Here is a 19,965-nt window from a genome sequence, read left to right on the forward strand (position 1 = left end):
CCGGCGTCCCGACCGCACAGCCGGGCCCCGACCATCGTAGGTGAGGCGCGGCGACGTGCAGCAACCCGGCGCCCCGGTCCGGTGGCCTGCCGGCCACCCCGCCGCGGCGGTCTGCGCGTCAGCCCGCCGCGAGCGCTCCCGCCAGGACCGGGGCGAGCGTCCCGCGCGGCGTGCCGTCCCGGTCCCCCACCGCCACGTCGTCCAGCCCGAGCCAGGTCGCGAGCAGCCGCAGCTCGGCCGCGAGGTCCGCCGCGACGTCGCCGGGCGCCGAGCCCGGGACCGCCCCCGGCACCGGCCCCGCGGCCTCCGCCGGGTGCGCGGCGTGCACCCGGAGCACCCCGGCGCGGCGGTCCGCCTTGAGGTCGACGAGCGCGGCCAGGCGCTCGCCGCGGAGGAACGGCAGCACGTAGTACCCGTGCACCCGCTGCGCCTCGGGCACGTAGATCTCGATGCGGTACCGCAGGCCGAACAGCTCCTCGAGCCGGCGCCGCTCGAACACGAGCGGGTCGAAGGGGCTGAGCAGCGCGCGGCCGGTGGCGCGGCGGGGCAGGTCGGCGTCGGCGTGCAGGTAGGTCGGCCGGGCCCAGCCGTCCACCTGCACCGGGACCAGCGTCCCCTCGTCGACCAGGTCGCCGACGGCCGCCCGGGCGCGCGGACCCTTGATCCGGAAGTAGTCGAGGAGGCAGCGCTCCGAGGCGACGCCGTGGGCGCGTGCGGCGATCCGGAGCAGCTCGCGCACCGCGTCGTCGTCGTCGGGCTCGGGCGCGGCGAGCACGTCCGGGGGCAGCACCCGCTCGGTGAGGTCGTAGCAGCGCTCGAACTGCGGGTTCCGGCGGGCCGAGGCGACCTGCCCCGTGAAGAACAGGTACTCCAGCACCCGCTTGGCCGCGGTCCAGTTCCAGCCCCACTCCGTGCGGTCCCGCGGCACGGGCCCCTCGACGCGCGCGTGCACCTCGCTGGCCGTGAGCGGGCCGTCGTCGGCGATCATCGCCAGCACGTCGGCCACGAGCGGCGAGTGCGTCAGCGGCACCTCCCGGATCGAGCCCCACGCGTAGTCGCGGTAGGCGCGCCGCCGCCAGCCGAGCAGCGCGTACGTCTCCGGCGGGACGTACGAGGCCTCGTGCGCCCAGGTCTCGACCAGCCGGCGGGGCGCCCGGCCCGCGGCGCGGTCGAGGAGCGCCGGGTCGTACGGGCCGACCCGGGAGAACGTCGGCACGAGGTGCGCGCGGGCGACCACGTTGACGGAGTCGATCTGCAGCAGCCCGACCCGGTCGACGACCTGCTGCAGCTGCCGCATCGTGGCGGGCCCGGTGCGCTCGGCGCGCGGGCGGTCGAGGCCCTGGGCGCGCAGCGCGACCCGGCGGGCCTGGGGACAGCGACAGCGTGGCCGAGGGGCGGTGCGCGGTGCCGGTGACGGCGCGGCGGGCGGCGGCGGTGCGGCGGCCGGGGGCGGCGGGCGGCGCGGCGTCGGTGCTGGTGGCCATCGCCCCATCGTGCCGCCCGCCACCGACACACGCCGCGGGTGACCGGGGTGCCGGTTGCGAGGTCGCCCTCGCGCCGAGGTCGCTGCGTGCCGCCGGGCGCGACCGCGCCCGCCGACCGGAGGGTCGTCGGCGGGCGCGGTTCCGTGGTGCGGGGGGTCCGGGGTCAGCGCTGCGCGGCGGCCCCCGCCGGGGCGGCGACGCCCCCGGCCTGCGGCGCGGCGGCCGCGCCCTCGCCCGTGCCGATGCTGGTCACCGCGGCGTCGAGCTTGATGATCCCGTAGCTCCAGCCGCGGCGGCGGTAGGCGACGGACGGCTGCGCGGTTTCGGCGTCGACGAACAGGAAGAAGTCGTGCCCGACGAGCTCCATCTCGTAGAGCGCGTCGTCGATCGTCATCGGCTGGGCGACGTGCACCTTCTCGCGGATGACGACGGGCGAGTCGCCGAGCGTCGTCTCGACCACCCCGTCCTCGGACGGCTCCGGCGCGGCGGGCTCGGGCTCCAGGTCCTCGAGCGGGGGCAGCGGGTCGCTCACCGGCGTGGGGACCTTGCCGCGGTGGCTCTTGCGCCGGTCCCGGGCCCGACGGAGGCGCTCCGCGAGCTTGTCGATCGCCAGGTCGAAGGCCCCGTACCGGTCGTCCGCGCACGCCTCGGCGCGGATCACCGGTCCCTTGCCCACCACGGTCAGCTCGACCCGCTCGGCGGCAGCGGCCTGCCGGGGGTTGGGCTCGTGGGTCACCTCGACGTCGATGCGCTGCGCCCGGGGGGCGAGCTGCTCGAGCCTGGCGAGCTTGTCCGTCACGTGCTGACGGAACCGCTCGGGGACGTCGGTGTGACGGCCGGCGACGACGATCTCCATGGGGTACCTCCTGGAGGTCCGGGGGCGGGTCGGTGCCCGCCCGGCAGCATGCTCGGAGCGCCCTCGCGGGGCGCTGGTCTGCGGCACCACCTCCTCGTGCGGGCGTGCCCGTCGAGTCCCGGTACCGGGGGACGTCGTCGCCTCCCGGTGCTGTGGGACCACGCTAGCCCGGGTCGGCCGAGGCTTCCAACCAGCCGGTCGGCGATCCCGGCGGACGGGTGACGGCCAGCACCGTCGCACCCACGACCTGCGCCCCCGCGGCCTCCAGCGCCGACCGGCACGCGGCCAGCGTCGCGCCCGTCGTCAGCACGTCGTCGACGAGGAGGGCGCGGGCACCGACCAGCGCCGCGCACGCCCGCGGGCGGACCCGGACCCGGCCGGCGAGGTTCGCCGCGCGCCCCCGGGCGCCGAGCCCGACCTGGTCCCGGCCCGCCCCGGCGAGACGCAGCGCGGGCAGCGCGACGGCCCCGCCGAGCCCGGCGGCCGCCGAGCGGGCCAGCGCCCCCACGAGGTCCTCGCCGCGGCGCGCCCGGCCCCGGGGCGACGCCGGCGCGGGCACGACCAGCAGCGGCCCCGGCGCGCCGTCGGCCGCCGCGCCCGCGAGCGCGCGGCGCACCGCCGGGCCCGCCCGGCGCAGCACGGCCCCGAACCACGGCGTCACGTCCGCCCGCCCCCGGTCCTTCCAGCCGACGACCGCCCGCCGCACTGCGCCGTCGTTCTCGGCGAGCGCCCACACCGGCACGGTGGTGCCGTCCATCCGGTCCAGCCGCCCCGCCGCGTGCTCGCACCGCCGCGGCGGCCCGGCGAACGCGTGGAGGCACACGGGGCACAGCGGCCGGCCCGGGACGCCGCACCCGGCGCACGTGACGGGGAGGACGAGGTCGAGGACCTCGCGGGCGGCGCGGGCGAGCGGGCCGCCGCGCACGGTGGTGACGGGCACCCGACCACCCTCGCGCGGCGGTGCGGACGTGCGCGCCCCGCGTCCCCGGCGGCGGCACCGGCGGCGCGCCGACGGCCCCTGTGGTCGTCCCGGCGCCCCGGCGCACCGCGGCCCGGCCCGCTCGGCCCGCTCAGCCCGCGAAGGACGGGTCCCGCACGTCCGTCCCGACCGAGGCCCAGCTCGACCCCGCGCGCGCGAACAGCTCGCCCTCGGCCGTCGCCAGGTACAGCGCGCTGTCGCCCTTGCCGCCGGCGATGTCCACCGCGTCCGCGAGCGCCGGGCGCGTCTGCACCTCCCCCGCGAGCGGGACCAGGTGGTAGACGGCGGTGGTGGTGCTGCCGGACCGCCCGAGCACGCCGAGCGTCGACTCGTCGACCCAGACCACCCGCGTCGCGTCGGTGAGGGTCACGCCGGTGCGCGAGGCCTCGCCGAGCACCTGGGGCGTCCCGGAGTCGTCGCGCACCACCGAGGCCACGTCGACCCGCACGCCGTCTGACCCGGACGACACCACGGCCACGCGGGTCGCGTCCCGCGCGACGCGCACGGACCGCACCGCGCGGTCCTGCAGCCACTCGGCGGCGACGTCGACGACGGTCCCGCGGTCGTCGACGGCCAGCAGCTGCCCGCTCGCGGAGGGCGACGCGGTCCAGACCCAGCCGAGGCGGTCGACCGACGGCGCCACCAGAGCGGGGGCCTGCAGCAGCCCGACGGACGCGGCGGCGGCCGTCGGGACGGTCACCAGCCGGTCGGGCCCCGAGAGCATGACCCGGAGGTCGCCCGAGCCGTCGCGGGCGGGGTCGCGCGCGTCCAGCCCGGCGAGCGGGGCGACGCCCTCGACGGGCTCGAGCTCGCCCGCGGACATCTGCACGAGCGTGCCGTCCTGCAGCGCCTCCAGCGCCCCGCCCCAGTCCTGGCCGCGCTCGAGCTCCGCCGCCTCGGTGTCCATCGCCACGCCGCCCGCGCTCACCTCCACCGTGCGCACCCGCGCGATCCGCAGGGACGCCTCCAGCTGCGCCTGCATCCGGGCGCGCTCCTCCGGCTCGGTGGGGAGACCTCCCGCGCCGAGGCTGACCGTCGCGACACCGTCCGCGTCCACGGACACGGCGTCCGGCTGCAGCACCGCGCCCTCGGGCACCGCGCTCCGCGCGGCGTCGCGGAGCCACCCCGACGGACCGGCGATGATCGCGCGGACGATCGACGTCGCCAGGTTGCGCACCGGGAACCACCGCGTCTCCGGGACCAGGAACTGCTCGTCCTGGGACAGGAAGTACAGGGTGGCGGACCGGTAGATCGCCTCGAAGTTCGGCTCGGACAGCACGACGCCGTCCTCCAGGCCGGAGATGCGCCACTGCCCCTCGCTGTCCTGCACGAGGTCGAAGGTCAGCGACTCCTTGGCGTCCGGCCCGGCCTGGGCGTACCGGCCGTCGGCGTCCACCCGGGCGGCGACCCGCACGTCGACCTGCACCTGGGACTCGCCGACCAGCTCGATGTCGGGGCTCGACGCGGTCGCGTACACGACCACGCGGTCGCGCGGGCTCCACGACCGCCGGGTCTCGCCGGACAGGTACTCGCGCGCGTTGCGGAAGTCGTCCGTCGCGTCGGCGGACGCGGACGCCCGGCTGAAGCCCGCGGCGCTCGCGCCGAGGAACCCCCGCACGATGTCCTCCGGAGCGCCGTCCTGGGGCGGCGGGTCGCCCAGCGGCTCGACGACGCCCTGGTCGGAGACGCCCTCGACGCCGACGCCGACGGGTCCCGACGTCGGGATGCCGACGCACGCGGACAGCGCGGCCAGCACGACGGCGAGCAGGGCCGCGACCCCCGCTCGGTGCGACGCCGGGCGGCGCGGGACGGTGCTCCCGGGGCGCGGACGGGACGGCGCGGTCATCGGGTCTCCCCCGGTCGGTCGGGGCCGCCGCGACGGGCGGGCTCGGGGTCGTGGGGCGGCCCGGCGTGCGGCGGCGCGGCGTGCGGCGGCGCGGCGTCCGGGTCCGGGGTCGCGTCCGGCGCACCGGGCGCATCGGGCGCCCCGTCCGCCCCGGCCCGCTCCTGCTCGCGCCGGCGCGCCACCGCGCGCTGCGCCTCCCGCGCGCGCTCGACCACGTCGAACGACCCGGTGGTCGGGGGCAGGTCGGGCAGCGCCGCGGGGTCCGGGCGGTCGACGTCCCGCTCCCGGGCGACCGGGCGGTCCGGCTCCGCCGGCGGCTCCAGCGGCAGCGGCGACGACTCCAGCGTGATCCCGGCGCGCCGGGGCAGCGTGAGCCGGAAGCACGCGCCCTGCCGGGGCCGGCCCCACGCCTCCAGCCAGCCGCCGTGCAGGTGCGCGTCCTCCAGCGAGATCGCGAGGCCGAGGCCCGTGCCACCGGTCGTCCGCGCGCGGGCGGGGTCGGCCCGCCAGAACCGGTCGAACACGTGCGCCGCCTCGTCCCGGGTCATGCCGACGCCGCGGTCGCGGACGGTCACGGCGACCGCGCGGTCGTCCGCGCCGACGGTGACCTCGACGTCGCTGCCCTCGGCGTGCTCGATCGCGTTGACGAGCAGGTTCCGCAGCACCCGCTCGACGCGCCGCGGGTCGACGTCGGCGAGGCACGGCGCCTCGGGCTGCGTCACCGAGAGCCAGGAGCCCTTCGCACCGGCGAGCGGCACGGCCTGGTCGACCGCGGCGCCGACGACGTCGCGCAGGTCCCGGGCCTCGGCGTCCAGCACGGCGGCGCCCGCGTCGAAGCGGCTGATCTCCAGCAGGTCGCCCAGGAGGTCCTCGAACCGGTCGAGCTGCTGCTGGAGCAGCTCCGCGGACCGGCGGACCACCGGGTCGAAGTCGTCCCGGGACTCGTAGATCATCTCGCCGGCCATGCGCACGGTGGTCAGCGGCGTGCGCAGCTCGTGGGACACGTCGGAGACGAACCGCCGCTGCATGGCCGACAGGTGCTCCATGCGGTCGATCTGGTCCTGGAGGCTCTCGGCCATCTCGTTGAACGACCGGCCCAGGCGGGCCATCTCGTCCTCGCCGCGCACCGGCATCCGCTCGGTGAGGCTGCCGTCGGCGATCCGCTCGGCGACGTGCGCGGCCTGCCGGACCGGGCGGACGACCTGCCGCGTCACCAGCCAGGTCATCGACACCAGCAGCGCCACGAGCGCGACGGCGCCGATGCCGAGGACGCTCTGCAGGAACTCCAGGCGGTCCTGCTCGGCCTGCAGGGAGTAGAGGAAGTACAGCTCGTAGGACCCGGCGGCGGGGACGGTGACCACCTGGCCGACCATCACCCCGGGCTCGACCCGGCCGGTGTCCGTCGAGGTCGCCGGCCACGCGACCGACTCCCAGCGCTGCCCCTCGCCCTCGGCGGTCGCGGTGCGCAGCGGCTCCGAGACCAGGCCGACGAGGCTCGAGTCGGTGGACTGACCGGTGACCAGGATCGGCTGCTGCTGCCCACGGGTGCGCAGCAGGAACACCTCCCGCTCGCCCGAGCCGCCGGAGCGCAGCGCGCGCACCATGTCGTTCACCAGGAGCTGGGCCTCGGGCGCGGTGGTCGCCGTCGACGCGTCGAACGTCTCCTGCGCCTGGGCGGCGCTGCGCGCGGACTCGGCGAGCACCTGGTCCACCCGCTGGGTGAACAGGCCGTCCCGCACGCTGACCGACAGGTAGCCGCCGAGCACCGCGAGCGCGAGCAGCCCGACCACCAGGGTCAGCGTGAGGACCCGCGCCTGCAGCGAGCCGCGCCAGGCGCGGACCATCCGGCGCGCGCGGGCGCCGGCCCGCACCGTGGCGAGCCGCCACGCGCGCGCCGCCCGCCCGGCGACGCCGCCGCGGGGGGAACCGGTCACGGGGGCGTCGCGCCCGCCTTGTAGCCGACGCCGCGCACGGTCACGACGATCTCGGGACGCTCGGGGTCGGCCTCGATCTTGGACCGCAGCCGCTGGACGTGGACGTTGACCAGCCGGGTGTCGGCGGCGTGCCGGTAGCCCCACACCCGCTCGAGCAGCACCTCGCGCGTGAACACCTGCCACGGCTTGCGGGCGAGCGCGACCAGCAGGTCGAACTCCAGCGGCGTGAGCGAGATCGGCGCGCCGTCGCGGGTGACGCGGTGGCCGGTGACGTCGATCGACAGGTCGCCGATGCGCAGGTGCTCGGGCACGGGCTCGTCGCTGCGGCGCAGCCGTGCCCGCACGCGGGCGATCAGCTCCTTGGGCTTGAACGGCTTGGCGATGTAGTCGTCGGCGCCGGACTCCAGCCCGAGGACCACGTCGACCGTGTCGGCCTTGGCGGTCAGCATGACGATCGGCACGCCCGACTCCGCCCGGATCAGCCGGCACACCTCGGTGCCGTCCTTGCCCGGGAGCATGAGGTCGAGCAGCACGAGGTCCGGCTGCGTCGACCGGAAGGCCTCCAGTGCCTCGTCCCCGTCCGCGCAGAAGACCGGCTCGAACCCCTCCGAGCGCAGGACGATGCCGATCATCTCGGACAGGGCGGTGTCGTCGTCGACCACGAGAACGCGTCCCTTCATCTGCCCATGATCGCATCACGGCGGCCTGCACCGGGGGACCACCCGCGCGCGACCTCCGGACGGAGCAGCGGCCCGGACCCGGACCTGACGTGGCACGATGGCCGTCAGCAGCGCCCGGCGCCCCCGACGGGGGTCCCGGCGCACCCCGCCGCGACCCGAGGAGCACGATGAGCACGCCTCACGACGAGGGCCGCCCCGAGGACGCGCCGCGGCAGGGCGAGGACCAGCGCCCGGCGCCCCGGTACGGGCAGTACGCCCCCGCGGGGTGGCAGCCGCCGACGGATCCCGCCGCGGGCGGGCGACCCGCCAACCCCTGGGGCGACGCGGGCACCCGGCCGGGTGGCGGCCTTCCGGGTGACGCCGCCGGGCAGCCGGGCGCCGGTCCGGGCGCGCCGACCCCGCCCGGGTACGGGCAGCAGCCCGGCTACCCGACCCCGCCCGGGCAGGCGCCCGCGCCGGACTACGGCCAGCAGGGCTACGGCCAGCAGCCCGGCTACCCCGCCGCGCCCGGCTACGGCCAGCAGGGCTACGGACAGCAGCCCGGCCCGGCCCCCTACGGCTGGGGCGCGACGCCCTACCAGCCGGCCGCCGCGCAGCCCGGGATCATCCCGCTGCGCCCTCTGAGCATCTGGGAGATCTTCGACGGCGCGTTCCGCGCGATCCGGCACAACCCCGCGACGATGTTCGGCCTCACCGCCGTCGTCGTCGCGGTCGCCACCGCGGTCGGCGCGCTGATCCAGTGGTACCTCGCGGGCATCTTCGCCGGCGCGGTCAACGACCTGTTCACGAGCAGCGCGGGCCTCACCCCGGCCGACACCGAGCTGCTCGGCGACAGCTTCGGCACCTCGCTCGCGAGCGTCGCCGGCATCCCGCTCACCGCGCTCGCCACCACGATCCTCACCGGCCTGCTCATCCTGTCGGTCAGCCGCTCGGTCATCGGCCAGCGGATCTCGGCGCGCGACGTCGTGCGCGGCCAGGGCAAGCGCATCTTCTGGGTGATCGGGTTCGGCCTGCTGCTCGGCCTCGCGACCTCGGTCGCCGTGGCCGCGCTGGTCGGCCTGGTCGTCCTCGTGGGCTCGACCAGCGACAGCGTGGGGCTCACCGTGCTGGTCGGCCTGCTGGCCGCGGCCGTCGCCGTGGTCGGCGGCTTCTGGGTGACCATCCGCACGCTGCTCGCCCCCGCCGCGATCATGCTCGAGGGCGGCGGCTTCTGGGCCTCCGTGGCGCGCGCGTGGCGGCTGACCCGCGGGTCGTTCTGGCGGCTGCTCGGCCTGTACCTGCTGGTGTCGATCCTCGTCGGGATCATCTCGCAGATCGTCGTCGTGCCGGTGACGCTGATCTCCCAGCTCGTGCTCAACGACCCGCTGATGACCAGCGGACCGTCCATCGCGCTCACCGCGATCGGCACCGCGATCGCGACCACCATCACCACGGTCTTCATGGCCGGCGTCGTCGCGCTCGCCTACATCGACGTCCGGATGCGCCGCGAGGGCCTGGACGTCGAGCTGGCCCGGGCCGCGGAGGGCGCCGGCCGGTGACCGTGCCCGTCGTCCCGGACGCCGAGCAGGCGCGCCGCTGGCTCGAGCAGGAGCTCGCCGACCCGGTCTACCACCAGCAGCCGAGCCTGCTGCAGCGGTTCCTGGACTGGCTCGGCCGCCTGTTCGACGGCGCCGACGGCCTGCCGATCGGCAACGTCGGCACGCTCCTGGCGATCCTGGCCGGGCTGGCCGTGCTCGTGACCGTGGCGTTCCTCGTCACCGGGCCGGTGCGCCGCAGCCGCCGGGTCGCGGGGACGCGGGGCGTGCTCGACGCCGACGACCGGCGCACCGCCGCCGAGCTCCGGGCGGCCGCCGACGCCGCCGCCGCGCGCGGGGACTGGGCGGACGCGGTCGCCGACCGGTTCCGGGCCGTGGTGCGGTCGCTCGAGGAGCGCGCCGTGCTGGAGGAGCAGCCGGGGCGCACCGCGCACGAGGCCGTCGAGGCCGCGGGGCTGCGCCTGCCCGCCCACGCGGTGGACCTGCGCGCCGCCGGGCGCCTGTTCGACGACGTGGTCTACGGCGAGCGCACGCCGCGCGCCGAGGACGACGCCACGCTGCGCGAGCTGGACGCGCGCGTCGCGGCGACCCGCCCGACCCTGCCCGCCGGGCTCGCCGCCGCGGGGGTGGACGCGTGACCGCCCCGGCGACGACCCGCGCGCCGGGCGCACCGGCCGGGCCGGACCGCGCCGACGGCGTCGTCCTCGGCGACGGCACCACCGCCCGCACCCGCGCGGGCGCCCGCTGGCGCCGGGTGCGCTGGCTCGTGGTCGTCGCGGTCGTGCTCGGCATCGGGGTGCTCGCCGCCCTGCTGCCCGCCCCCACCCGCTCCGCCACCGCCCTCGCCCCGGACAACCCGCGGGAGAACGGCGCGATGGCGCTCGCCGAGGTGCTGCGCGACCAGGGTGTGGGGATCACCTACGTGCGCTCCGCGGGTGCGGCGGTCGCCGCCGCGGAGGCCGGCAGCACGCTGCTGGTCACGTCCGACTGGCTGCTGTCCGGCGACCAGATCACGGCCCTCGCCGGCAGCGCCGCGGACCTCGTGCTGCTCGACCCGTCGTACCTCGTCGACCGGACGGTCCCGGGCCTGACCACCGGATGGTCGGGCGGCGCGCAGCCCTCCCCCGTCGCCGCCTCCTGCGACGACCCGGACGCCGCGGCCGCCGGGACGATCTCCGCGACCGGAGCCGGCGTCACCCCGCTCGGCGAGGCCGCCCCGGCGGGCACCACCCTCTGCTTCCCCGTGCCCGACAGCTCCCCGCAGGCCTTCCTCTACGCGACGTCCGAGGCGGACGGCCGCCGGGTCACGGTCCTGGGCGACGCCGGCCTGATCACCAACGCCCGGGTCGCGGACGAGGGCAACGCCGCGCTCGCGCTGCGGGCGCTCGGCCGGAACGCCGAGCTCGTCTGGTACGTGCCGTCCGCCGGCGACCTCGGCGTCGACGAGGGGAGCAGCGGCCCCGGCCTCGGCGACCTGCTGCCCCCGGTCGCCCGGGCGCTGCTGCTGCAGGCCCTCGTGGTCGTCCTCGTGATCGCGCTGTGGCGCGGGCGCCGGCTCGGCCGGGTCGTCGCCGAGCAGCTCCCGGTCGTCGTCCGCCCCGCCGAGACCACCCGCGGGCGGGCGCGCCTCTACCGGACCTCCCGGTCGTACGGGCACGCCGCCGCCTCGCTGCGGGCCGGCACCGCCGCCCGGCTCGCCCGCCGGCTGGGCGTCCCGCGGTCCGCCGCGGCGCCCGACGTCGTCATCGCGGTCGCGCGGGCCGCGCGCCGGGACGAGGCCGACGTCCGCGACCTGCTGTACGGACCACCCCCCACGTCAGACGCGGGCCTGGAGCACCTGGCCCGCCGGCTCGACCAGCTCGAGAGCGAGGTTCACCCCACGTGACCGACCACCCCGCCCCGAACCCGTGGCCGCAGGGCGGCACGCCCGCCGGGTACCCCGCGCCCGAGCCGACCGGGGGGCAGCCCGCCGGGCAGCAGCAGCCCTGGCAGGCGCAGCAGCCCGAGGCGCAGCAGCCCGCGTGGGCGCAGCAGCCCGCGCCCGCCGCCCCGCCCGCTCCCCCGGCCCCCGCGGCGCCCGCCGTCCCCGAGCCGTCCCCCGAGCTCCGGGAGGCGCTCGGCGCCGTGCGGGCCGAGGTCGGCCGTGCGGTCGTCGGCCAGGACGCCGCCGTCACCGGCCTGGTGATCGCGCTGCTCTGCCGCGGGCACGTGCTGCTCGAGGGCGTGCCCGGCGTCGCGAAGACGCTGCTCGTCCGCACCCTGTCGACGGCCCTCGACCTCGACACCAAGCGGGTGCAGTTCACGCCGGACCTCATGCCCGGCGACGTCACCGGCTCCCTGGTCTACGACGCGCGGACCGCCGAGTTCTCGTTCCGCGAGGGCCCGGTGTTCACCAACCTCATGCTCGCCGACGAGATCAACCGCACGCCGCCCAAGACCCAGGCGTCGCTGCTGGAGGCCATGGAGGAGCGCCAGGTCTCGGTCGACGGCACCCCGCGGCCGCTGCCGTCCCCGTTCGTCGTCATCGCCACCCAGAACCCCGTCGAGTACGAGGGCACCTACCCGCTGCCCGAGGCGCAGCTCGACCGGTTCCTGCTCAAGCTCACCCTCCCGCTGCCCGAGCGGCACGAGGAGATCGAGGTCCTCGCCCGGCACGCGGCGGGCTTCGACCCGCGCGACCTGGTCAAGGCGGGCGTGCGGCCCGTCGCCGGGAAGGACGTGCTGGAGCGCGCCCGCGAGGAGGTCGCCCGGGTGCAGGTCGCGCCCGAGGTGCTCGGCTACGTCGTCGACGTGGTCCGCGGCACCCGGCAGTCGCCGTGCTGTCCCTCGGCGTCTCCCCCCGTGGTGCCACGGCGCTGCTCGCGACGGCCCGCGCGTGGGCCTGGCTGCAGGGCCGGTCGTACGTGACCCCGGACGACGTGAAGGCGCTCGCGCACCCGACGCTGCGGCACCGCGTGCAGCTGCGCGCCGAGGCCGAGCTCGAGGGCGTGACGGCGGAGTCGGTGCTGGACGCCGTGCTCGCGTCCGTGCCGGTCCCCCGCTGAGGCCCGCGGCGTGGCGATCACCTGGCGCGCGGTCGCGCTGACCGCGGTCGGCGCGCTGCCGGTGCTGCTCTGGCCCGTGCCCGGCACGGTGCTGGCGTGGGCGGTGCTGGTCGTGCTGCTGTGCGTGCTCGACGTCGCCCTGGCGGCGTCCCCACGCGCCGTGGCGATCCGCCGCGAGGTCACCGGCGCGGTTCGGCTGCACGAGCCGGGCGCGGTCCCGGCTCACCCTGACGCACACCGGCGCCCGGCGGCTCCGTGCTCTGGTCCGGGACGCGTGGCCGCCCTCGGCCGGCGCCGACCACAACCGGCACCGGGTCGACCTGCCGCCCGGGGAGTCGCGCCGCGTCGACACCGGCCTGCGCCCGAGCCGCCGCAGCGACCTGCGCGCCGACCGGGTCACCATCCGGTCGGCCGGCCCGCTCGGGCTCGCGGCCCGGCAGGCGTCGATCGCGGTGCCCGGCACGCAGCGGGTGCTGCCGGAGTTCGCGTCCCGCCGGCACCTGCCCAGCCGGCTCGCCCGGCTCCGGGAGATGGACGGCCGTGCCGCGGTGCAGGTCCGCGGGCAGGGCACCGAGTTCGACTCGCTCCGCGAGTACGTGATCGGCGACGACGTGCGGTCGATCGACTGGCGCGCGAGCGCCCGGCGCAACGACGTCGTGGTGCGCACCTGGCGCCCCGAGCGCGACCGCCGGGTGCTGATCGTGCTCGACACCTCGCGCACCAGCGCCGCGCGCACCGGCGAGGAGCCGCGCCTGGAGCCGTCGGTCGAGGCGGCGCTGCTGCTCGCCGCGCTGGCCTCGCGGGCGGGCGACCGGGTCGAGCTCCTCGCGTACGACCGGACGGTGCGGGCCCGGGTGGCCGGCGCCTCGGGTCCCCGGCTGATGCCCGCGATCGCGGACGCGCTGGCCGACGTCGAGCCGTCGCTCGTCGAGGCCGACTGGCCCGGCGTCGTCGCGCAGGTGCAGGAGCGGCTGTCCCAGAGGGCGCTGGTCGTGCTGCTGTCCGCCCTCGAGCCCGCGGCCGTCGAGAACGGGCTGCTCCGCGTCGTCGACCAGCTCGCGTCCCGGCACCAGGTGGTGCTCGCGTCGGTGCGGGACCCCGAGGTCGAGCGGCTGCGCACCGGGCGGGAGGACGTCGCGGCCCTGTTCGACGCCGCGGCGGCCGAGCGGACCGAGCTCGAGCGGATGGCGGTCGCGCAGCGGCTTCGGAGCCACGGGGTGGAGGTGGTCGACGCGCTGCCCGACGACCTCGCCCCGCGTCTCGCGGACGCGTACCTCGCGCTGAAGGCCGCGGGCCGGCTGTAGGACCGCGGGGCGACCATCCCGCGCGCCCGCGCTGCACACCCGACAGTGGAAGGTTGTGACGGACACGCCGCTGGCGTGTCCGTCACAACCTTCCACTGGAACGGTGGCCGACGTGTCGGGACGCGCGCGTAGCCTCGGCACCGTGACGGGCGACACGGACCTCGCGGGCGGCGGCACCCTCACCACGCGCGGGCTCGGGCGCGCGCTGCTCGCGCGGCAGCACCTGCTCGACCGCACGGACGCCCCGGCGCTCGACGTGGTGCGGCACCTGGTGGCCCTGCAGTCGCAGAACCCGTCGTCGGCCTACCTGGCGCTGCACGCGCGGGTCGCCGGCCTCGCGCACGCCGACCTGGCCGACGCGATGTCCGACCGCCGGGTCGCCCGCCTGGCGCTGCTGCGGGACACCGTGCACCTCGTGACCGCCGACGACGCGCTGGCGCTGTGGCCGCTGCTCGCGCCCACGCTGCGGCGGCACCTCACCGCCAACGTCTCGGCGGCCCCGACGCTGCGGCAGGTCGACCTCGACGACCTGCGCACCGCCGCGCTCGACGCCCTGGCCGACGGGCCGCTCACCGCCCGGGACCTCGGGGCGCGGCTGGCGGCGACCTGGCCGGGCCTCGACCCCGGGTCGCTCGCGCAGGGCGCGCGCGGGCTGCTGCCGCTGGTGCAGGTCACCCCGCGCGGGGTGTGGGGCCGCAGCATGCCGACGACCTGGACGACCGCGTGGGCGTGGTTCGGCGTCGAGGGGCCGGGCGCCGACCTCGGGGACGAGGAGCGCGACGCCGCCCTCGCCGCCCTGGTCCGCCGCTACCTCGCCGCCTACGGGCCCGCGACCGCCGCCGACGTCCGGCAGTGGTCGGGCCTGACCGGGCTGGGCCCGGTGGTCGACCGGCTGCGGCCGGAGCTCGTCGAGCTCGTGCACGTCGACCCGCCGTCGGGCCGGCCCCGGGTCCTGCTCGACCTGCCCGACGCCCCGCGCCCGCCCGAGGACGCCCCGGCCCCCGTCCGGCTGCTCCCGGACTTCGAGAACCTGCTGCTGAGCCACGAGGACCGCAGCCGGGTGATCCCGCCCGAGATCCGGCCCGCGCTGGCGAGCCGCAACGGGATGCCCCCGGGGACGGTGCTGCTCGACGGGCTGGTGGCCGGCTCCTGGGCCGTCCGGCGCGAGCGCCTCCCCCGCCCGGCCGGGGCGCCGCGGGCCCGCCGGGAGCGCGCGACGCTGACCGTCACCCCGCTCCGGCGGTGGACCGCGGCGGAGCCCCGGGCGGTGCTGCCGGAGGCCGAGCACCTCGTGCGGTTCGTCGCCGACGACGCCGCCGAGCACGCGGTGGCGGTCGCGGAGCGCTGACGTCGCCGCGCGACACGGCAGCACCGCCCTTGAACTGCGCGGGGACCCCGCCTACCGTCGACCGGACCGTCGCCGCCGACGCTCCTGGCGCCGACGCCCCCACCCCGACGCCGACCACCAGGAGTCCCCCGTGCCCCGTCCCGCCGTCACGCTCACGCTGTCCGGCGCCGCCGGGCAGATCGGCTACTCGCTGATGTTCCGGGTCGCGAGCGGGGAGCTGCTCGGCCCGGACACGCCGGTCCGGGTGCGGATGCTCGAGCGGCCCGAGGCGCTGCACGCCGCGCACGGCGTGGCGCTGGAGCTGCAGGACGTCGCCTCGCCCCTGCTGGTCGACGTGGACGTCACGGCCGACCCGCGCGCCGCGTTCGACGGCGCGGACATCGCGGTCCTGGTCGGCGCGCAGCCGCGGACCGCGGGCATGGAGCGGGCGGACCTGCTCGAGGCCAACGCCGGCATCTTCCGCTCCCAGGGCACGGCGATCAACGACGTCGCCGCGGACGGCATCCGGGTGCTGGTGATCGGCAACCCCGCGAACACCAACGCGATGATCGCCGCGGCGCACGCGCCGGACGTGCCGCGCGACCGGTTCACCGCCCTGACCCGGCTGGACCACAACCGCGCCCTCGCCCAGCTCGCGCTGCGCACCGGCGTGAACCCTCGGGAGATCACCCGGGTCACCGTGTGGGGCAACCACTCGCGCACCCAGTACCCCGACCTGCGGCACGCGCTGGTCGCCGGGCGACCCGCGCTGGAGGTCGTCGACCGGGAGTGGGCCGAGGGCGCGTTCATCGACACCGTCGCCCAGCGCGGGGCCGCGATCATCGCCGCCCGCGGCGGCTCGTCGGTCGCGTCGACCGTGAGCGCGATCATCGACCACGGCCACCTGCGCCGCGGTGGCACCCCGGCCGGCGACTGGACGTCGGCCGGCCGGGTGTCGGACGGGTCCTACGGGGTGCCCGAGGGGCTGGTCTGCTCGTTCCCGGTCACCGCCGTCGACGGGGTGTGGCGGATCGTCCCCGACCTGGAGGTCGACGCGTTCTCGCGCGCCCGGATCGACGCGTCGGTGGCGGAGCTCGCCGAGGAGCGGGACGCCGTGCGGCACCTCGGTCTGATCTGAGGCGCGGGACGGGCCCTCAGCGCGCCGTCGCGTACTGCGTCTCGTACAGCTCCGCGTACAGCCCGCCCGCCGCCAGCAGCTCGGCGTGCGTGCCCTGCTCCGCGACCCGCCCGCCGTCGAGCACGACGATCGAGTCCGCCTCGCGGATCGTCGACAGCCGGTGCGCGATCACGAGCGCCGTCCGCCCGACGAGCGCCTCCGCGAGCGCCCGCTGCACCGCCGCCTCGGACTCCGAGTCGAGGTGCGCGGTCGCCTCGTCGAGCACCACGACCGGCGGCGCCTTGAGCAGCAGCCGGGCGATGGCCAGCCGCTGGCGCTCGCCGCCGCTGAGCCGGTAGCCCCGGTCCCCCACGACGGTGTCGACGCCGTCCGGCAGCCGGGACACCAGGTCCCAGATCTGCGCCCGCCGGAGCGCCTGCTCCAGCTCGGCGTCGGTCGCGCCGGGCCGGGCGTACAGCAGGTTCGCGCGGATGGTGTCGTGGAACAGGTGCGCGTCCTGGGACACGATGCCGATCGCGTCCCGCAGGCTCTCCTGCGTGACCTCGCGGACGTCCTGGCCCGCGACGCGGACGGTGCCGGACGTGACGTCGTACAGCCGCGCGACCAGCGCGGAGATCGTCGTCTTGCCCGCGCCGGACGGCCCGACCAGCGCGACCAGGTGGCCGTGCGGGACCGTGAACGAGACGTGCTCGAGCGTCGTGCCCGGCACCTCGGTCTGCAGCCGGGCGACGGACTCCAGCGACGCCAGCGACACCTCGGAGGCGGCCGGGTAACGGAACGACACGTCGTCGAGCTCGACGCTCGCGGTGCTCGCGACGTCGGCGGGCAGCGGCCGGGCATCGGGCGCGTCCGCCACGGTCGGCTTCAGGTCGAGCACCTCGATGACCCGCTCGAAGGACACCAGCGTCGTCATGACGTCGACCTGGACGTTCGACAGTGAGGTGATCGGGCCGTACAGCCGGGTCAGGTAGGAGGTGAGCGCGACGACGACGCCGACCGTCAGCGAGCCCTGGATCGCGAGCACGCCGCCCAGCCCGTAGACGATCGCGACGGCCACGGCGGCGATCAGCGTGAGCCCGATCCGGAACACCGCGGCGTACATCGCGGACGTGATGCCGATGTCCCGCACCCGGGCGGCGCGGGAGGCGAACTCCGCGGTCTCGTCCTCGGGACGCCCGTAGAGCTTGACCAGCTGCGCGCCGGCGACGTTGAACCGCTCGGTCATCGTCTGGCCCATCGCGGCGTTGAGCGTGTACGACTCCTGCGTCACGCCCGCGAGGCGGCGACCCATCGCGCGCACCGGCAGCACGAACGCGGGCAGCAGCACCAGGGAGAGCAGGGTGATCTGCCAGGACAGCGACAGCATCGCGGCGATGACCAGCACGACGGTGAGCACGTTGGACACGACGTTGGACAGCGTGGACGTGAACGCCTGCTGCGCGCCGAGCACGTCGCCGTTGAGCCGCTGGACCAGCGCGCCGGTCTGGGTGCGGGAGAAGAACGCCAGCGGCATCCGCTGGACGTGGTCGAACACCTGCGTGCGCAGGTCGAGGATCAGGCCCTCGCCGATCCGCGCGGAGAACCAGCGGGACGCGAGCGTCAGCCCGGCCGAGACGACCGCGAGCAGCGCCACGACGCCGGCGAGCCCGAGCACCAGCCCGGTGCGGCCCTGGGCGATGCCGTGGTCGATGATCTGCCGGAACAGCAGCGGGGTGACCGCGCCGATCGCGGCGTCGAGCGCGACGACGACGAGGAACACGGTGAGCAGCCCGCGGTAGGGGCGGGCGAAGGCGAGGATGCGCCGCAGCACGTCGCGGGTGATGCGACGCCGGGCGACGGACGGGTCGAGGCGGAACGACCGGTACATCGCCGGTCCACCGCCCCCTCCTCCGTGCATGGACATGGGGCCTCCAGGGGGACGATTCCGATAGAGAGGGTACCTCTCTATGTGCGGAACTCGCTATCCTGAGGCGCATGACGCCCGTCACCCCGGCCCCCGCGCACCGCCACCCCGCCCCGGGCAACCCCGGCGACGAGCTGTTCTGGCTGCTCCGCCGGGCCATGCACACGATGCGGCGCGACGTCCGGGAGCGCGTGGACCTCACGCCGTCCCGGCACCGGCTGCTGCGCGTCGTGGCGCGCGAGGAGCCGCAACGGCAGACCGCGCTCGCCGCGGCGCTCGACGTGGTGCCGCGGTCGGTCACGTCGCTGGTCGACGACCTGGAGCGCGCCGGCCTGGTCGAGCGCCGGCCCGACCCGACCGACCGGCGCGCGACCCTCGTGGCGGCAACCGACGAGGGCCGCGCGGTGCTCGCCGAGGCGGACGCCGAGCGGCGCCGGCACGCGGAGGAGCTGCTGGCGCGCCTCGCGCCGGGCGAGCAGGACGAGCTGCTCCGCCTCCTGCACCGCCTGGTCGACGACCCCGCGGGCGCCCCCGCGGAGTGCGCCCGGGACTGACCGGCCCGCGCGGCGCGGGCGTCAGACCACGCCGAGGGCCAGCATCGCGTCGGCGACCTTGAGGAAGCCCGCCACGTTCGCGCCCAGGACGTAGTCGCCAGGCGCGCCGTACTCGTCCGCCGTGGCGGCGCAACGGTCGTGGATGTCCCGCATGATCGTCGCGAGCCGCTGCTCGGTGTACTCGAACGTCCAGGAGTCGCGGCTCGCGTTCTGCTGCATCTCCAGCGCGGACGTCGCCACGCCGCCGGCGTTGGCCGCCTTGCCCGGGCCGAACAGCACCCCGGCCTCGCGCAGCACCGCGACCGCGCCGGGCGTCGTCGGCATGTTCGCGCCCTCCGCCACGGCCACCAGGCCCGAGCCGACCAGCGCGCGGGCGTCGTCGCCGTCGAGCTCGTTCTGCGTCGCGCACGGCAGCGCCACCGTCGCGCCGACCTCCCAGACCCGGCGCCCGGGCACGTACCGCGCGGACCCGCCGCGCCGCTCCGCGTAGTCCGCCAGCGAGCCGCGCTCGACCGTCTTCACCTGCTGCAGCAGCGCCAGGTCGAGGCCCTGGTCGTCGACGACGTACCCGCGGGAGTCCGAGCACGCGACGACGTCGGCGCCGAGCTGCTGCGCCTTCTCGACCGCGTACAGCGCGACGTTGCCGGAACCCGACACGACCACGCGCTGGCCGTCCAGCGACCGGTTGGCCGCGCGGAGCATCTCCTGCGCGAACAGCACGGCCCCGTACCCCGTGGCCTCGGTGCGCACCAGCGAGCCGCCCCAGGTCACGCCCTTGCCGGTGAGCACGCCCGACTCGTACCGGCCGGTCATGCGCTTGTACTGGCCGAACAGGTAGCCGATCTCCCGGCCGCCGACGCCGATGTCGCCCGCGGGCACGTCCACGTACTCGCCGATGTGCCGGGCCAGCTCCGTCATGAACGACTGGCAGAACCGCATGACCTCGCCGTCCGAGCGGCCCCGCGGGTCGAAGTCCGAGCCGCCCTTGCCGCCGCCGATCGGCATGCCGGTGAGCGAGTTCTTGAAGATCTGCTCGAAGCCGAGGAACTTCACGATGCCGAGGTTCACCGACGGGTGGAACCGCAGGCCGCCCTTCGACGGGCCGAGCGTGGTGCTGAACTGCACCCGGAACCCGCGGTTGATCTGCACGCGTCCGGCGTCGTCGACCCACGGCACCCGGAACACGATCTGCCGCTCGGGCTCGCACAGCCGCTCCAGCACGGCCGCGTCGACGTACCGGGGGTTCCGCTCCAGCACGGGTCCCAGGCTGCCGAACACCTCCCGCACCGCCTGGTGGAACTCGGGCTCCCCCGGGTTCCGCGCCAGCACCTGGTCGAGCACCACTCCCAGCTGGTCCTGCACGTGCCTCACCTCGTCGTGT

Annotated in this window: 14 protein-coding genes and 2 pseudogenes; 8 read left to right on the forward strand and 8 right to left on the reverse strand. The window is 76.9% G+C overall.

The window, feature by feature from the left end:
- Positions 1-118: 118 nt before the first annotated feature.
- From FKM96_RS03335 to mtrA, 6 genes are all read right to left on the reverse strand, one after another.
- A complete protein-coding gene (locus FKM96_RS03335; protein ID WP_371300484.1) occupies positions 119-1,297 on the reverse strand; it encodes a winged helix-turn-helix domain-containing protein in 1,179 nt (392 codons plus the stop codon).
- Between the two features lie 350 nt (positions 1,298-1,647).
- Positions 1,648-2,340 carry a ribosome hibernation-promoting factor, HPF/YfiA family gene (gene hpf / locus FKM96_RS03340; RefSeq protein ID WP_147794036.1) on the reverse strand — a complete coding sequence of 231 codons (693 nt, stop codon included), beginning with the start codon at positions 2,338-2,340 and terminating at the stop codon, positions 1,648-1,650.
- A gap of 163 nt (positions 2,341-2,503) precedes the next feature.
- Positions 2,504-3,280, reverse strand: a complete 777-nt coding sequence (locus FKM96_RS03345) for a ComF family protein (protein ID WP_246855175.1) — start codon at positions 3,278-3,280, stop codon at positions 2,504-2,506.
- A 130-nt stretch (positions 3,281-3,410) separates the two neighbouring features.
- Positions 3,411-5,165 (reverse strand): LpqB family beta-propeller domain-containing protein, encoded by a 1,755-nt coding sequence (locus tag FKM96_RS03350; protein ID WP_147794037.1) that lies wholly within the window; start codon positions 5,163-5,165, stop codon positions 3,411-3,413.
- Entirely contained in the window at positions 5,162-7,009 is a 1,848-nt protein-coding gene (mtrB, locus tag FKM96_RS03355) for an MtrAB system histidine kinase MtrB (protein WP_147796895.1), read from the reverse strand. The genes FKM96_RS03350 and mtrB overlap by 4 nt, the downstream gene beginning before the upstream one ends.
- A gap of 86 nt (positions 7,010-7,095) precedes the next feature.
- On the reverse strand, positions 7,096-7,779 hold the full coding sequence (gene mtrA / locus FKM96_RS03360; protein WP_147794038.1) for an MtrAB system response regulator MtrA: 684 nt from the start codon (positions 7,777-7,779) through the stop codon (positions 7,096-7,098).
- A gap of 167 nt (positions 7,780-7,946) precedes the next feature.
- Here mtrA and FKM96_RS03365 point away from each other — a divergent pair, with 167 nt between their 5' ends.
- From FKM96_RS03365 to FKM96_RS03395, 7 genes and pseudogenes are all read left to right on the forward strand, one after another.
- Positions 7,947-9,317 carry a glycerophosphoryl diester phosphodiesterase membrane domain-containing protein gene (locus FKM96_RS03365; RefSeq protein WP_147794039.1) on the forward strand — a complete coding sequence of 457 codons (1,371 nt, stop codon included), beginning with the start codon at positions 7,947-7,949 and terminating at the stop codon, positions 9,315-9,317.
- Positions 9,314-9,952 carry a DUF4129 domain-containing protein gene (locus FKM96_RS03370; RefSeq protein ID WP_147794040.1) on the forward strand — a complete coding sequence of 213 codons (639 nt, stop codon included), beginning with the start codon at positions 9,314-9,316 and terminating at the stop codon, positions 9,950-9,952. The genes FKM96_RS03365 and FKM96_RS03370 overlap by 4 nt, the downstream gene beginning before the upstream one ends.
- Positions 9,949-11,199 (forward strand): DUF4350 domain-containing protein, encoded by a 1,251-nt coding sequence (locus FKM96_RS03375; protein WP_147794041.1) that lies wholly within the window; start codon positions 9,949-9,951, stop codon positions 11,197-11,199. Before FKM96_RS03370 ends, FKM96_RS03375 begins: the two co-directional genes overlap by 4 nt.
- Before the next feature lie 239 nt (positions 11,200-11,438).
- Positions 11,439-12,358, forward strand: a pseudogene (locus tag FKM96_RS03380) (AAA family ATPase).
- 10 nt (positions 12,359-12,368) lie between these two features.
- Positions 12,369-13,662: pseudogene (locus tag FKM96_RS03385) on the forward strand (DUF58 domain-containing protein).
- A gap of 142 nt (positions 13,663-13,804) precedes the next feature.
- Entirely contained in the window at positions 13,805-15,010 is a 1,206-nt protein-coding gene (locus FKM96_RS03390; RefSeq protein WP_147794042.1) for a winged helix DNA-binding domain-containing protein, read from the forward strand.
- Between the two features lie 130 nt (positions 15,011-15,140).
- Positions 15,141-16,127, forward strand: a complete 987-nt coding sequence (locus FKM96_RS03395; RefSeq protein ID WP_147794043.1) for a malate dehydrogenase — start codon at positions 15,141-15,143, stop codon at positions 16,125-16,127.
- 16 nt (positions 16,128-16,143) lie between these two features.
- Here FKM96_RS03395 and FKM96_RS03400 read toward each other — a convergent pair whose 3' ends face one another.
- The gene (locus tag FKM96_RS03400; protein WP_147794044.1) at positions 16,144-18,030 is read right to left on the reverse strand and encodes an ABC transporter ATP-binding protein; all 1,887 of its coding nucleotides are present in this window, start codon (positions 18,028-18,030) and stop codon (positions 16,144-16,146) included.
- Positions 18,031-18,101: 71 nt separating this feature from the next.
- Between FKM96_RS03400 and FKM96_RS03405 the strand changes: the two genes are divergently transcribed.
- Positions 18,102-18,584, forward strand: coding sequence for a MarR family winged helix-turn-helix transcriptional regulator (locus tag FKM96_RS03405; RefSeq protein WP_147794045.1), 483 nt, complete (start codon positions 18,102-18,104; stop codon positions 18,582-18,584).
- Between the two features lie 21 nt (positions 18,585-18,605).
- Here the strand turns inward: FKM96_RS03405 and gdhA are convergent, their stop codons facing one another.
- On the reverse strand, positions 18,606-19,946 hold the full coding sequence (gdhA, locus tag FKM96_RS03410) for an NADP-specific glutamate dehydrogenase (RefSeq protein ID WP_147794046.1): 1,341 nt from the start codon (positions 19,944-19,946) through the stop codon (positions 18,606-18,608).
- Positions 19,947-19,965: the final 19 nt, after the last annotated feature.

The organism is Cellulomonas sp. Y8, assembly GCF_008033115.1.
In the GTDB taxonomy this organism is placed as follows: domain Bacteria; phylum Actinomycetota; class Actinomycetes; order Actinomycetales; family Cellulomonadaceae; genus Cellulomonas.

Coding starts and splice junctions, on each gene's coding strand:
- FKM96_RS03400 (WP_147794044.1), bottom strand. CDS start 18,030: ATGTCCATGCACGGAGGAGGGGGCGGTGGACCGGCGATGTACCGGTCG.
- FKM96_RS03350 (WP_147794037.1), bottom strand. CDS start 5,165: ATGACCGCGCCGTCCCGTCCGCGCCCCGGGAGCACCGTCCCGCGCCGC.
- mtrB (WP_147796895.1), bottom strand. CDS start 7,009: ATGGTCCGCGCCTGGCGCGGCTCGCTGCAGGCGCGGGTCCTCACGCTG.
- mtrA (WP_147794038.1), bottom strand. CDS start 7,779: ATGAAGGGACGCGTTCTCGTGGTCGACGACGACACCGCCCTGTCCGAG.
- FKM96_RS03365 (WP_147794039.1), top strand. CDS start 7,947: ATGAGCACGCCTCACGACGAGGGCCGCCCCGAGGACGCGCCGCGGCAG.
- hpf (WP_147794036.1), bottom strand. CDS start 2,340: ATGGAGATCGTCGTCGCCGGCCGTCACACCGACGTCCCCGAGCGGTTC.
- FKM96_RS03405 (WP_147794045.1), top strand. CDS start 18,102: ATGACGCCCGTCACCCCGGCCCCCGCGCACCGCCACCCCGCCCCGGGC.
- FKM96_RS03335 (WP_371300484.1), bottom strand. CDS start 1,297: ATGCGGCAGCTGCAGCAGGTCGTCGACCGGGTCGGGCTGCTGCAGATC.